This window comes from Candidatus Cloacimonadota bacterium (assembly GCA_034661015.1).
Classification (GTDB): Bacteria; Cloacimonadota; Cloacimonadia; order JGIOTU-2; family JGIOTU-2; genus JAYEKN01.
Map to the genome: position 1 here is coordinate 1 of JAYEKN010000181.1, position 13,356 is coordinate 13,356.

Genomic DNA, 13,356 nt, shown 5'->3' on the forward strand with positions numbered 1-13,356 from the left:
TTGTTGACAACTGATTTTTCATTTTTTTCCTTTCAAACAATTGATTTAAACGATTGATTAAAACTTTTGTTTTATTTTTCTGAATGTGGAAAATATATGTCAATATTTGTGTGGAATTTAATTTAATGCATCTGATTTGGTTTCGTATTCTTCTAGAAAAGTAAAATATCGAGGATATTTTACTCCAAACTTTTAAATTCCGACTCGAACGTAAAAGATAGCGCTCGAGTCGGGATTTTTATTTATATATGTTGCACCTACGGTGCTAATAACTTTTGCACTTTTCTCATAAGGCTGATGCCTTATGCTACAAAGATTTCGCACATCTGGTTTGGGTACCCCAAATCAGACTCTTTCTTTTGCCTTCGTGTCGCGATATTTGTTCCCTAAACGCATTCTGAAGTCCAGATGGGTCTTTCAAAGCATAGTGTAGCCAGAAAAAACACCGACATAACTTCAATCTGCTGTTGAAAACCCTTACTGCAAAGCAGTTGAATAAAATAGACTGTGGTTGCTTGCTACCCCAGTAAACAAAATACAAAATCCAAATTTGCTAAAAGAGATTGATAAACTTTGGAGTAAAACATCCGTGATGTTTTGTTTTAAAAGTGCAACATCACGGATGTTGCACTCCAAAAGGGTAAAAAACAATTTAAACGAAAAATGCGATCATTACGAATCCTGTAATGATTCAATATGGATAACCACCGATGTAATCAGTGGAAATAACCATTGAACAAAACAATCCTGAAGGGATTGAATTTTTTTTCATACTCACACGAAAGGACTCGTGTTCTACTTTTTTCCTTGTTTTTTTGAGAAAATGTAAGGGCGTGAACGCCCTTGATTGTTTTGTTTCGGTTTTAACCAGCCCTGAAGGACTGGTCTATAGAAATAATTTTCGTTAAAAAAAACTGGAGTTCAGGATAATCTTTTCAGACTGGACTTCAGTTTTTATTAATGTGAAGAAGTGTTCTAGTAGAGCAACATTACCCATTTGAATAAAAAAAAGTGCAATATCACTGATGTTGCACTCCAAAATAAAAAAGCCGAACAATAAATTGTTCGGTTTAAAAAATAAAACTGACGGGAGCGACGAGACTTCCCGAAAACTTCGGGACGACCTTCTGCAAACTATTTTTCAAGTATCAATTTTTCAATATACTTTCGACTTTTCTTTTTTTTGATTGCATATTCCCGTTTCATTGCATCTGATTTGGTTTCGTATTTTTCTAATTGCAACATCACGGATGTTGCACTCCAAAATAAAAAAACCGAACAATAAATTGTCCGGTTTAAAAATAAAAATGGCGGGAGCGACGAGACTCGAACTCGCGGCCTTCTGCGTGACAGGCAGACGTTCTAACCAACTGAACTACGCCCCCGCTTCTGAAAAGTGTTTAATTAAAGATCAAAATATTACTCGAAAAACCAAACACAGAGTTTTTATGTCAAGTTTTCCGAAATTTTCTTGACTGTTATTTGTATTAGACGAAAAAGCGTGAAAAAAATATAAGGATTTAATAATTATGAAAAAAGTATTATTCGTTACTCTCATATCGCTGATGTTTGTAATTTCAGCGTGTGGAAAGAAGGAACAAACATCTGATAAAACCACTATCGAATTTTGGCATGCTATGGGGGGTCCCCTCGGTGACGCACTTACAATAATGATTGATGAGTTCAACAACACTCACGATGATATTTATCTTAAAGCAATTTCAATGGGCAGATATGAAGCATTATCTCAAAAATTAATGGCAGCTATCGTTGCAAACACTCAGCCTGATATGGCTCAAGCTCATGAAAATTGGACTGCAAAATTGATTGGGGGTAAGGCTATCATTCCCATTGAAAAATTTATTAATGGTAAAAACGGTCTTTCAAAAGAAGAATTGGAAGATTTTTATCCTGTTTTTATCAAGAGCAGCACTTTCGGGGATACAATGTGGGCTTTTCCTTTTAACAAGAGCGTTCGGGTTATGTATTACAACAAAGATATGTTCTACAAGAACGGACTCGATATCAACAAACCACCGGAAACGTGGGACGATTTTATCAATATTTGCAAAATACTTACTCAAGATGCAAACGGAGATGGAAAGATCGATCAATGGGGTACAACTTTTGCAACCAGTGTTTGGCAATTTCTAAACCTTCTCCTTGAAGCAGGTGGAAAAATTATTAATGAAGATCAAACAAAATCTTTGCTCAATAGTAAATATGGTATAATGGCTTTAAATTATTTGGATGATCTTCTACACAAATACCGTGTGGCATATCTTTCTACCGGATACGATGGCCAAAACGATTTTTTGGCTAGCAAAGTGGGACTAGTAGAAGGTTCGAGTGTTTCAATGGTTTACTTGCAAAAAGATGGTAGTATTCCATTCAATATTGGTATATCTGCTATTCCTCACAAAAAAACCAAACACAACCTTATCAGCGGAACAAATGTAGTAATTTTCCGAAACGATAAGGACAAGGAAAGCCAGAAACGGCAAGAAGCCTGTTGGAAATTCATCAAGTGGTTTACATCCCCTGAAAAAACAGCCCAATGGGCTAACCTAACATATTATATGCCCGTAAGAAAGAGTGCTTTGAACGATCCGCAACTGCAAGAAAAATTCAAAAAATATCCCGGTTTAAGATCTGTTTTTAATCAACTTGAATTTGCAGAAGTCCCTCCCCAACTTTCGGCCTGGTTTGAAACTAGGGATTTTATTGCAGAGGAAGTATTAGAGAATGTATTCCGAAAACAACTTACTCCCCAGAAAGCTCTGGATAAAGCTTCCAAGCATTTTCAAGAAGCACTTGACGAATAATTAGAATCTGTCCGTAAAGTAGGGATTCGACGCAGATGAACACTGAAAAAACCGATTTTCGCAAGATAAAATTTTTTTGTAAAAAATGTAATATCAGCGTTCATCAGCATAATCAGTGCTTATCTGCGTCGAATCACATTCGGAAAATCATTGCAAAAATGCGAGTTTACGGATGGACACTAATTAATAATTCTCGTTTCCAATAAAACAAAAAGGGAGAGCAGGTTAATGTGCTCTCCCTGAAATTTTTATTAATTTTGTTCAATCTTTACAATTGAGACGATTGTGTTACATTTTTTTTGGAGCTTTTATTCCGAGGATACCAAGACCGTTTGCTAAAACAATTTTCACAACATCTGCCAGATATAATCGAGCTAAGCTTAGTTCCCTATAACGCAAATTGATAATTTTTCGTTTGTGATAAAATTTATGAAAAGCGGAAGCCAAATCCATTAAGTAAGTTGTCATCAAATTAACATCATAAGTTTTGCCGATGTGGGCTATCATTTCGGGATATTTCATCATATTACGAACCAGATCCATCTCTTCTGCGTGTTTTAACTTTTTTAGATATTCCGGTTTAAAATCGTCGAGGATTAATTTTTCGGATTTTGCCATCTTAATCAAACTATTAATGCGTGCGTGTGCATATTGAACATAATAAACAGGATTTTCGGACGATTGCTTTTTTGCCAAGTCCAAATCAAAATCCAAAGGTGTATTTGTCTTACGCATTAGGAAGAAAAAACGAGCAGCATCAGTTCCGACCTCATTTATTAGTTTATTGAGAGTATAAACATTTCCAGCACGTTTTGACATTTTTACTTTCTCTTCATCTAATAAAAGGTTAACTTGTTGCAAAATTATAACATTAAGTTTTTTAATATCGTAACTGAGAATTTTCAAACCGGATTTCAATTTGGAAACATGTCCGTGATGATCCGGACCAAGTACGTCAATCATCAAATGGTAATTGCGTTTGTATTTCGAAATATGATAAGCAAGATCCGGAACAAGATAAGTAGTTGTGCCATCACTTTTCATAATAACTCTGTCCTTACTGTCTCCAAATTTACTCGTTTCCACCCAAACCGCATCATCCTTTTCAAAAGTATATCCTGTTTCGGAAAGGTAGGTCAGCACATCTTCCACACTTCCTTTAGCCCGAAGCTCCTTCTCTGATATCCAATTGTCAAATTTAACATTAAATCTTTCCAAAGCTCTTTTTTGGTTCGCCAAAATATTTCGCAAAGCATAATATTGAATAATAAATAATTTTTTCTTGGCGGAAAAATGAAAGACTGACCCTCTTACACTTTCTAAAATGTCCTTTGCTATATCTATGACATATTCTCCCTTATATCCATCTTCCATCTCCTGAACTTGCATATTCTCAAGTCTGCGTAATTCCACTTCCACAGATTCCACAAGCAGATCAATTTGATGCCCGGCATCATTGATATAATATTCTTTTTCCGTATTGTAGCCCAATTTTTTAAATATATTAGCCAATGAATCTCCATAGGCTGCAGCTCGGGCATTCACTACATTTAGAGGACCGGTAGGATTTGCACTGACGAATTCAAGTAAAATTTTTTTCCCTGCACCTATAGAAGTATTTGTCCCGAAATTATTTTTTTTCTCATGAATCTCCTGCAATGTTTTTCGAAGCATATTATTGGATATATAAAAATTAATAAATCCTGGCTGAACGGCTTCCACTTTGGAAAATACAGTTGATCTTCTAAGATTATCAGATAATATTTTTGCTATTTCAAGAGGATTTTTTTTGTATTTCTTTCCAATTTTTAAGGCAATGTTAGATGAATAGTCGCCATATTTTTTCATTTTTGGATATTTAACTTCGATGAGTGATTTAGCAATTTTCTTAAATCCAGCAGCGATTAGACTCTTTTGTAATTTTTTTTGTATTTGATCAACAAACATAATTATTCCTCATTAGCTTTCTTTCTTGTTTTTGCCAATTTATTTTCAACCATTTCGTTCCAATAATCACCTAATTTATAATATTCGCGAGATTTTTTTTCAAAAATATGCAGAACAATATCACCAAAATCAATGAGTATCCATAAACCGTTTTCCAGTCCCTCTTTGTGATGTAATGGAAGTCCTATTTTCTTGGATTCCGCTAATATATGTTTTCCGATAGATCGAGTATGGATTGAGCCGTTGCCGGAGCAGACCACAAAGCGATCAGTTATATTACTTACTTTAGACACATCAATTATCTCGATCTCATCTGCTTTTTTTTCTTTTGCAAGTTGAGAAATTTTTTCCAACTTTTCATCTAATGAATAATTTTCCATTATCACTTTCCTGTTTTGAAATATTTTTTGTAGTCTCTGCCAACAATAATGACAAAGTCATAATTCGACCATTTGTTTGATTGTTCATATAAATATGGTATAGAAATAATATTTTTCAGTTGGTTCAATTTATTATAGTCCAATTTTTTTATAATTATCACGCTTTTCAGATAGCAGAATTTATTTGCGTTGCCAAAAGATAAGACGTTAAAGCCCAAATCAATAAGTTCATTTCGTATTTCTCTTGCTAAACCCGCTTTACCAACACCATTCAAAACTTGTATATCTATATCACTTATCTTTCCTGTTGATTTTGCAAATTCCCAATCCCTTGCAGGTGTGCTTTCCTTGTAAAATATTATAGTTGAGCATAGGTATAGCAGATTTAGGATAAAAAAAAACCGATAGATATTTTTAGAAATCTAACAACATTATCAATCTTCGTCATTCAGTGCCTTTTTTAACTTTTGGAAAGCGACTTGCATATTTTCGGGAATTACCCGAGTTTCTCCAATCGTGGTGATGAAATTTGTATCTCCATTCCAGCGTGGAACGATGTGAATGTGAAGATGGTCGCTAATTCCGGCACCGGCTGCTTTGCCAATATTTATTCCGATATTAAAACCATCAGGATTGTAAGCCTTTTTGAGTCCGATTTCAGCAATTTTTGTCATCCTAAAAACCTCGAGGATTTCATCATCGTTCAAATCGGTAAGATCGTTCACATGACGAAATGGCACAACCATCAAATGAGCGTTGTTGTAGGGATAGAGATTCATAATTATATACGAGTGTAAACCACGCTTCAAGATTAGATGTTTTTCGTCATTTTCATCTGCCGGTTTATTACAAAATATGCAACCCTTTTCTTTTTCCCTAAGAATATAATCTATTCGCCAGGGAGAATATAGTTTATTCATTCATTTTGGGGAATCATCGAGAGATTCCAGTTCTTTCAATTGTTCCGGAGAATTTATACCGGAAATTTCAAGGGGGTCTTTTGCAATCACAGCGGCAATTTTCGCCCCTTCATTCTGCAAAATTTCCAATGTATCTGTCAGGTACAATTCATTTTGGGCGTTATTGGTTTTGATTAATGGAAGAATCTCAAAAAGTTTTTTGGCATCAAAACAAAAGATGCCGGAATTTATCTCATTCACTTTTCGCTTTTGCTCGGAAGCATCTTTATGTTCCACAATCTTCAATACATAACCGTTTTTATCTCGAATAATTCTGCCATAACCGGTTGGATCGTTGAGTATAGCTGTTAGCACGGTGGCAGCAGCGTTTTTTTCGTTATGAATTCTAATTAGATTATCAATAGTTTTTGCTTTCAGAAGAGGAACATCTCCGGGAGTAATAACTACATTTCCGTCAAATCCCGAAAAATATTTTGCCGTCATCAAAACTGCATGGCCTGTTCCATTTTGTTTTTTTTGTTCAACAAAAATGATTGAATCAAAGTTTTTTAACGCCTCAATCACAACATCTTTTTTATATCCCACAACAACCGCTATTTTTTTTGGCTTAATATTTTGAGCAGTTTCCACAATACGTGAAATCATCGGTTTTCCGTTGAATTCATGGAGAACTTTCGGAAGGTTAGATTTCATGCGGACACCTTTTCCAGCAGCCAAAATGATAATTGAATTTTCTTTTTTCATAATACTCACTTAAGGAACTGCTTTTTTAACCTACGGTAAAGTTTGTCAAATACTTCGGGAGTTTTTGTAAAATCCAGCTTATTCGTATTCACTTTGAGCACATTTAAGGATGAAAATTTGTTGAAAAAATCCTCGTAGGCTCGCATTAGATCGAGGATGTAATTCCTTTGAATGTTATGTTCAAAATCTCGATTTCTTTTTTTGATTCTATCCATCACCACGTCTATGTCAGCATAAAGATAAATGGTTAGATCCGGGGAAACCACATTGCTTTTTAGAATCGAAAATATCGTGTTATACAGAGCCAACTCATGATTGCCAATGGTCATGTTCGCGAAAATTGAATCCTTCATAAACATATAATCACTTACGATGTTGGTGTGGAATATTTCAGTTTGAAACAACTGTTGTACCTGACGATATCTGCTCAGAAGGAAAAAAAGTTGCGTTTGGAATGCTTTCCCCTTTATATCATCATAAAATTCTTTTAAAAATGGATTTTCTTCAAATTGTTCAAGTAGTAATTTCGCATGTAATTTTTTGGCAAGCAGGTTTGCCAATGTGGTTTTACCCACTCCGATAACGCCTTCGACTGCAATGAATTTATTTTTAATATTCATCTAAAAATAGCACGCAGATTACAGTGATTAAATTTTATCTTTCGCATCAATTTGTTTTTCGAATTCTAACATTCTTCATATAATTTTTTCATTGCCTTATTTTTAATAGGATGAATAAATTTCGGAGCGATCTCATTTAAAGAATGAAGCACAAATTTTCGGTTTAGGATCTCTTTATGTGGAATTGTTAAATGTGGCAGGTTTATGATTTGATTATCGAAAAACAAAATATCCAGATCAATTATTCTCGGTCCCCATTTTTCAATCCGCACTCTTCCCATTTCCAGTTCAATTTTTTGCAATTCTTTTAATAGGTCTTCCGCTTCAAACTCAGTTTCAATTTGAATAACACAATTAAGAAAATCAGGTTGATCAAGTTTGCCTACCGGTTGAGTTTCAATTAATGTTGATTTTTTAGCAAATCGAATTTCAAGCAATTTTTCAATATGTTCTATTGCGTTTAGAATATTTTTCTTTCTATTTCCCAGATTCGAGCCAATACCGATGAATGCTGTGTTGATTATTTATTCTCTTTCCTTATACATTTCCAGTTCCACATAATCCAAAGTGCCATTAATTGGAACCGCAATTTTTTTTATGGCAATTGTACATTTTACTACGAGTGGAAACTTGTCCATAATTCTTTCGAGGACTTTGGCAGCTAATTTTTCCAGTAAATGATATTTGTAGTTTTCCACCTCTTCTTTAACTTCTTCGAAAATTTTTGTATAGTCCACGGTATCTTCAAGATGTTTCACTTTATCATCGATATCATGGTTGGTTTCCACAGTGATATCAACTCCGAATCTTTGTCCGAGAGTTCTTTCGGCTTCATGTAAACCGTGATAGCCATAGAAGATCATATTTTTCAGAGTAATTTTCATAATTCCTCACTTTCGGGAAATTTTGTGATTAACATGTTAATTTGATATTATTTCGACCATTTTCGGTTTTAGAAAATTTGTTTTTCGTAAACGAGAATTAAAAAATTTCAATAGCAAAAAACTTAATCCCCAAGAAATTAATGAGAGTAATATAGATACATTTTCCGATAACAATAATAAATCTTTAGAAAAAAAATATATTAAGAATAGAACTATTATTGGCATTATAAATATCAGGAATGAACTTAAAATCCGTGAGCCCGGATTCAATTCGAAAGAGACTTTATCGTGTTTTTTTGCTTGAAGAGTATTGATAAGTTCAAAAGTTGTTTTGTTTGCGTTTCCGGTCATGCAAAAAGGTTCCAAACTACATCCTTTGCAATTGAAACTTCTCTCAACCTCCACAATCACGCGGTTGTTTTGAATTCCAACCACTTTTCCTTTTTCGAATATTATTTCTTCTTGAAATTTCATCTTAAAATTCTAACTGTTTTATTATACTCGTAAGGAACAATCCTGATTTTCATCAGGAAAACCAATTGTCTCTCAAGACAGTAGTTTTGCATTGTTGTCATCCTGATGGTTTCGGGACGGATTGAATAAAACTCTACAGATGCCTCCCAATTAGACAAATTTTTAGAAATTACGTCCAACAGAAAGTTGATTTATAAATCCGAGTTCACCCCAGGAATTTATAGCGTAATTGAACATATAATTTTTCCACTTGAATCCAAATCCTGCAGATATACCGGAAAGAAAATCAATGCTGGAACCAACGTTAAAATCAGATGCATTTGTGCGATAACCTGCTCTAAGAGTAAGATTATCGCGCACTTTTTTCTCCACACCCAGATTGCCGTAAACGTCATTGTCCGCCGGCTTATTTATATCGAGGGCAAGATGCCCATCCGGAATATCATATCGGATACCACCGGCTAAAAGAAGTGGCAACTTTTCTTCTTTAGAATCGAATTGGGATATTTGCTTTCCAAAATTTTTTACGCCAAGACCTATTTTGAGCTTTGGGTTTGGAGTTTGGTGCATAATCGCAACGTCTCCGGCGATTGCTTGGGAAGAATAGTCATCAATAGATTCCGTGATAAATTTGAAACTGAAACCAATATCTATAATATCCGAAATAACTTTACCGTAGGAAACACCGAGCATTACATCATAAGAGCCAAATGTGCCCAAATCAATAATTCCGCCGCTTTCATCAATTTCAGTTTTATCAAAATCACCTGCACCCACAAATTTTGCAAAAAAAGCAACCGCAGAAATATTTGAAATCGGTAACACACAGCTGGCAGCGCCACCGTTGTAGCTATCAATATAATTGAGATAGGTTACTCCGTATTTTTTGCATTTTATCTGAGCTAAACCAGCCGGATTCCAGAAGGGAGCCAGCTCATCATTTGATAAACCGAAATATGCATTTGACATTCCGGCAGCTCGAGGACCTATCGGAACCTTTAAAAATGTGAACGAACGGGTGCCTGCATCAGAATATATTCCAAAAAGAGTTTGGAAAAGTAATAATGCGACAGCAAGGCAGATAATTTTCTTTAAATTCATAATAATCCTTATCTCAAAATTTTTGATTTGTCATAATATTTTTGGTTACACTTTGAAAATACCTATTATTTTTGTCAATTTATACGGGAAATTTAACATTCGCCATTTTTTATGAAACATGAAGTTTGAAATAATCGGAGATTTCAGCATCACTATCTGGCATCGTTTTTGTGATAACTACCATTAAATTTATCTAATGAAAAAACAATCAACAGACATAATTGAGTATTTTAATCCAAAAAATCATATTTCTTTTCAAGTTTTTTGACAATAAATTTCACATTTTCCGTATTTAAAGAATGTTTAAGCATGAAATTTTACGGAAAACAATTCACATGGGAGCAATAGTAATTCCATTGCTTTATTACTTTGTGGTTAGGAACCAACTGATTGCAATTGCAATATTATTGCCCATTGCTTTGATTTGTCTAATTATAGATGCATCGAGGATAGAAAATCCGAGATTGAAAAATAAATTTTATTCGCTTTTCGGAGCACATTTGAGAGATGAAGAAACTTCCAGACTTACCGGTGCGTCTTATCTTCTTACTTCTTCTGTGGTTGCAATAGCTATTTTCACTAAGGAAATTGCATTTCTCTCCATCTCATTTCTGGCGATCGGAGACACTTTTGCTGCTTTGATAGGTTTGCAATTCGGAAAAAGAAAGATAGGCAATTCCAAAAAAACGCTTGAAGGATTAATCGGTTCCTTTATCAGCTGTGCAATTTTCGGGATTATATGCTATTTTTTAATCTTCGAAAAAGTTTTTGCAGGTCCACAAGGCACCACAAATCCAGAACCTTATACTATTATGATATTAGCTGGTGCTATAACAGCAGCAATTACAGAAGTTTCAAATCTTCATATAAACGACAATATTACTATTCCACTGATCTCAGGAATCGTAATGAGCATTATCTTTATGATAATTTAGGAGCATAACTTATGGATCTATCTTTTATTATACCAGCCCAAAATGAAGAAAAAAGTTTGAAAATTCTTCATGAACAAATAATTAGCAACATCAATAACTATTCATATGAAATAATCTTTTTAAATGACGGTAGCACAGATAATACCCAAGAAATAATGGAAGAAATTGCAGCATCTGATAAAAATGTTAAGATTGTAGAATTTCGGAGAAATTTTGGGAAATCAGCAGCCCTTCAATCGGGTTTTGATATTGCTATGGGGAATATTGTTTTTACAATGGATGCCGACCTCCAAGACGATCCTGCTGAAATTCCTAATTTCATAAAGAGGATAAATGAAGGATTCGATCTGGTTGCAGGTTGGAAACAAAAACGCAAAGACCCGCTCTCAAAAACTATACCGTCAAAATTGTTTAATTTTGTTACTTCCAAATTATTCAAACTGAAATTACATGATTACAATTGTGGTTTTAAAGCTTATCGCAACGAAGTTGTAAAATCAATAAGCATTTACGGGGAACTCCATCGTTATATTCCTGCTTTAGCAAAAGCACAGGGGTTTTCCGTTTGTGAGATTCCGATTGTGCACCACAAACGAGAATTTGGGAAATCAAAATATGGAGCAAAACGTTTGGTAAGAGGATTTTTGGATTTACTGACAGTTAATATGATTACGAAATATGCGAGAAGTCCTTTATATCTTTTCGGTTTAAGCGGAATGATAATTTCTTTTTTGGGATTTGCTACTACCATTTACTTAAGCATCATGAAGATATTTTTTGGTATGTCTTTGAGTAATCGTCCCTTACTCGTTATGGGAGTTCTGCTGATCGTAGTTGGCATTCAACTTATTTCCATAGGATTGATTGGGGAATTTATCGTTTATCTGAATAACAGAAAAGAGCCAATCCGGAGTAAAGAACAGAGGGTAAAAGATTAATTATTGTTTATCCGTAAAGTAGGGATTCGACGCAGATGAACGCTGAAGAAAATGATTTACGCAGATAAAATTTTTTTGTAAAAACCGTAATATCCCCGTTGAATGCTTTGTATTTTAATATTTAACAGGGGTTCATCAGTTCAATATGTGTTTTTCCTGTACCGAATAAATTTTTAAAAACATTATTAAATACTTGACATCAAATTTGACTATAACAATATGTTTGTGCCAAATATAATTTAGGAGTAAAATTACGATGAATATTTTTAAATGCAGTTCTCTCGCAGTTCTCTCGCAGTTCGATTCTTTACTCGCAAATATTTGTCAGAAATGATTCAGTTAATTCAATTACAGATGAAGAATACCAAATTATTATGGATACATATTTTCAGGTTTTAACTGAATGCGGTTTTGACTCTACAAACATTATTCAGTTTTGGGATGAAATAGAAACAAATGTTAAGTATTTTGTTTTAACTGAAATAGAATATAATGGAGAATTAATATTTACACTAAATGACCCACAATTATTACTAGAACGTAAAGAAGAAATTGTTAACCAAATTATTCAAAACAGCAGTAATTCTGCTTTTGTAGATGATATCAACAATATAAATGGTATTATACAACAATCAACACAAAATTTGATTAATGATTTACAAAATAATTTAGATCCAGAACAAATTGTTATTAATTGGATTAGTAATATTGAAAATCTTGAATCAATATCTTATAATACAGAAGATGGAGCAGATATGGCGGCAAAGATAGTTGGTTTTACCCTTAGTAGTTATGAAATATCTACAAGGGATTGGCATAATATTGGTGGCATAATCTCGGATGGGATTGGGGGCCTTATTGGTGGTGGACTTGGTGCTATGGGAGCATCCGTTGTATATGAAGTAACATATGATATATTGAATAATTAGCATTAAAATTTATAGGTAGCAGAATGAAATTAAATTGTTAATTAACGATTATCAAATTTTAATTTTGCTACCTATTAAAAATTAAATAAAATCTTAAATTAGTGAATGGAGAAATTATGAATAAAAAATCGTTATTGGCGGGAATTTTTATTGTTGTATTTTCATTGTTAATTATTTTTCTAAACAAAGAACCGACAATTTATTTTCGCTTAGTATGGATAGTTTTATTTTCTACAGGAATATCTTTAACTACTTCTCAATTTAGAGAATCTTTAGCTAAAAAATCTATTATTATATCAATATTAGTAAATATAATATCTTTGATAGTTTTAGTGTTTTATATCGCAATATTTAAAACCTATCCTCTTATCGTTTTAATAGGAATTATCGTAACAATTTTTAATATATTATATGGTGGTTATTTAAAAAGAAATGAGAATTTAAAAAATATGAATCGTTATAAGTAAATTAAATTTTGGGGGTATAAAATTTTATACCCCCAAAATTATATATTACAGAAGGGATGATAATGAAAATAAGGGAGCGTTAACTTAACTGTGTCTAATAATTGATTTTTCTAAGTTTTCGCAAGTAATTTTTTCAGAATTTGATATTAAAATTCGTAACCGATTGACAAATTCCAAAAGCTGATTTTTTTG

General features: G+C 33.5%; 15 protein-coding genes and 1 tRNA gene. 6 read left to right on the forward strand and 10 right to left on the reverse strand.

Annotation, left to right across the window (positions count from 1 at the left end):
* Window positions 1-1,308: 1,308 nt before the first annotated feature.
* Window positions 1,309-1,385: transfer RNA gene (locus tag U9P79_06820), tRNA-Asp, on the reverse strand.
* Between the two features lie 144 nt (window positions 1,386-1,529).
* Here U9P79_06820 and U9P79_06825 point away from each other — a divergent pair.
* Entirely contained in the window at window positions 1,530-2,825 is a 1,296-nt protein-coding gene (locus tag U9P79_06825; protein ID MEA2104335.1) for an ABC transporter substrate-binding protein, read from the forward strand.
* 35 nt (window positions 2,826-2,860) lie between these two features.
* Window positions 2,861-3,031, forward strand: coding sequence for a hypothetical protein (locus U9P79_06830; protein ID MEA2104336.1), 171 nt, complete (start codon window positions 2,861-2,863; stop codon window positions 3,029-3,031).
* Between the two features lie 82 nt (window positions 3,032-3,113).
* Here U9P79_06830 and argS read toward each other — a convergent pair whose 3' ends face one another.
* The 9 genes from argS to U9P79_06875 all read right to left on the reverse strand — a co-directional run bounded on the left by argS (window position 3,114) and on the right by U9P79_06875 (window position 9,895).
* Window positions 3,114-4,772 (reverse strand): arginine--tRNA ligase, encoded by a 1,659-nt coding sequence (argS, locus tag U9P79_06835; protein ID MEA2104337.1) that lies wholly within the window; start codon window positions 4,770-4,772, stop codon window positions 3,114-3,116.
* A 2-nt stretch (window positions 4,773-4,774) separates the two neighbouring features.
* Window positions 4,775-5,152 carry a ribosome silencing factor gene (rsfS, locus tag U9P79_06840; protein ID MEA2104338.1) on the reverse strand — a complete coding sequence of 126 codons (378 nt, stop codon included), beginning with the start codon at window positions 5,150-5,152 and terminating at the stop codon, window positions 4,775-4,777.
* 2 nt (window positions 5,153-5,154) lie between these two features.
* Window positions 5,155-5,574, reverse strand: a complete 420-nt coding sequence (locus U9P79_06845; GenBank protein ID MEA2104339.1) for a LytR C-terminal domain-containing protein — start codon at window positions 5,572-5,574, stop codon at window positions 5,155-5,157.
* A gap of 12 nt (window positions 5,575-5,586) precedes the next feature.
* On the reverse strand, window positions 5,587-6,072 hold the full coding sequence (locus U9P79_06850) for an HIT domain-containing protein (GenBank protein MEA2104340.1): 486 nt from the start codon (window positions 6,070-6,072) through the stop codon (window positions 5,587-5,589).
* A complete protein-coding gene (locus U9P79_06855; protein ID MEA2104341.1) occupies window positions 6,073-6,816 on the reverse strand; it encodes an NTP transferase domain-containing protein in 744 nt (247 codons plus the stop codon).
* Window positions 6,817-6,821: 5 nt separating this feature from the next.
* Complete coding sequence (locus U9P79_06860; GenBank protein ID MEA2104342.1) at window positions 6,822-7,436, reverse strand: deoxynucleoside kinase; 615 nt, start codon at window positions 7,434-7,436, stop codon at window positions 6,822-6,824.
* A 65-nt stretch (window positions 7,437-7,501) separates the two neighbouring features.
* Entirely contained in the window at window positions 7,502-7,960 is a 459-nt protein-coding gene (folK, locus tag U9P79_06865; protein MEA2104343.1) for a 2-amino-4-hydroxy-6-hydroxymethyldihydropteridine diphosphokinase, read from the reverse strand.
* Window positions 7,961-8,320, reverse strand: coding sequence for a dihydroneopterin aldolase (folB, locus tag U9P79_06870; GenBank protein MEA2104344.1), 360 nt, complete (start codon window positions 8,318-8,320; stop codon window positions 7,961-7,963). It lies immediately after the preceding gene.
* A gap of 636 nt (window positions 8,321-8,956) precedes the next feature.
* Window positions 8,957-9,895 carry a PorV/PorQ family protein gene (locus U9P79_06875; GenBank protein ID MEA2104345.1) on the reverse strand — a complete coding sequence of 313 codons (939 nt, stop codon included), beginning with the start codon at window positions 9,893-9,895 and terminating at the stop codon, window positions 8,957-8,959.
* A gap of 335 nt (window positions 9,896-10,230) precedes the next feature.
* On the opposite strand from U9P79_06875, the gene U9P79_06880 reads away from it, so the two are divergent.
* The 4 genes from U9P79_06880 to U9P79_06895 all read left to right on the forward strand — a co-directional run bounded on the left by U9P79_06880 (window position 10,231) and on the right by U9P79_06895 (window position 13,164).
* Window positions 10,231-10,830, forward strand: a complete 600-nt coding sequence (locus U9P79_06880; protein MEA2104346.1) for a hypothetical protein — start codon at window positions 10,231-10,233, stop codon at window positions 10,828-10,830.
* Between the two features lie 11 nt (window positions 10,831-10,841).
* Window positions 10,842-11,768 (forward strand): glycosyltransferase family 2 protein, encoded by a 927-nt coding sequence (locus U9P79_06885; GenBank protein ID MEA2104347.1) that lies wholly within the window; start codon window positions 10,842-10,844, stop codon window positions 11,766-11,768.
* Between the two features lie 374 nt (window positions 11,769-12,142).
* Window positions 12,143-12,697: a hypothetical protein gene (locus tag U9P79_06890; GenBank protein ID MEA2104348.1), complete on the forward strand. Its 555-nt coding sequence runs from the start codon at window positions 12,143-12,145 to the stop codon at window positions 12,695-12,697.
* A 116-nt stretch (window positions 12,698-12,813) separates the two neighbouring features.
* Window positions 12,814-13,164 (forward strand): hypothetical protein, encoded by a 351-nt coding sequence (locus U9P79_06895; protein MEA2104349.1) that lies wholly within the window; start codon window positions 12,814-12,816, stop codon window positions 13,162-13,164.
* Window positions 13,165-13,356 lie beyond the last annotated feature (192 nt).

What these genes read in the sequence shown, in the direction of transcription:
- U9P79_06895 (MEA2104349.1), top strand. Translation starts at nt 12,814, where the DNA reads ATGAATAAAAAATCGTTATTGGCGGGAATTTTTATTGTTGTATTTTCA.
- U9P79_06860 (MEA2104342.1), bottom strand. Translation starts at nt 7,436, where the DNA reads ATGAATATTAAAAATAAATTCATTGCAGTCGAAGGCGTTATCGGAGTG.
- argS (MEA2104337.1), bottom strand. Translation starts at nt 4,772, where the DNA reads ATGTTTGTTGATCAAATACAAAAAAAATTACAAAAGAGTCTAATCGCT.
- U9P79_06855 (MEA2104341.1), bottom strand. Translation starts at nt 6,816, where the DNA reads ATGAAAAAAGAAAATTCAATTATCATTTTGGCTGCTGGAAAAGGTGTC.
- U9P79_06825 (MEA2104335.1), top strand. Translation starts at nt 1,530, where the DNA reads ATGAAAAAAGTATTATTCGTTACTCTCATATCGCTGATGTTTGTAATT.
- U9P79_06830 (MEA2104336.1), top strand. Translation starts at nt 2,861, where the DNA reads ATGAACACTGAAAAAACCGATTTTCGCAAGATAAAATTTTTTTGTAAA.
- folB (MEA2104344.1), bottom strand. Translation starts at nt 8,320, where the DNA reads ATGAAAATTACTCTGAAAAATATGATCTTCTATGGCTATCACGGTTTA.
- U9P79_06885 (MEA2104347.1), top strand. Translation starts at nt 10,842, where the DNA reads ATGGATCTATCTTTTATTATACCAGCCCAAAATGAAGAAAAAAGTTTG.
- U9P79_06850 (MEA2104340.1), bottom strand. Translation starts at nt 6,072, where the DNA reads ATGAATAAACTATATTCTCCCTGGCGAATAGATTATATTCTTAGGGAA.
- U9P79_06890 (MEA2104348.1), top strand. Translation starts at nt 12,143, where the DNA reads ATGGATACATATTTTCAGGTTTTAACTGAATGCGGTTTTGACTCTACA.
- U9P79_06875 (MEA2104345.1), bottom strand. Translation starts at nt 9,895, where the DNA reads ATGAATTTAAAGAAAATTATCTGCCTTGCTGTCGCATTATTACTTTTC.
- rsfS (MEA2104338.1), bottom strand. Translation starts at nt 5,152, where the DNA reads ATGGAAAATTATTCATTAGATGAAAAGTTGGAAAAAATTTCTCAACTT.
- U9P79_06880 (MEA2104346.1), top strand. Translation starts at nt 10,231, where the DNA reads ATGGGAGCAATAGTAATTCCATTGCTTTATTACTTTGTGGTTAGGAAC.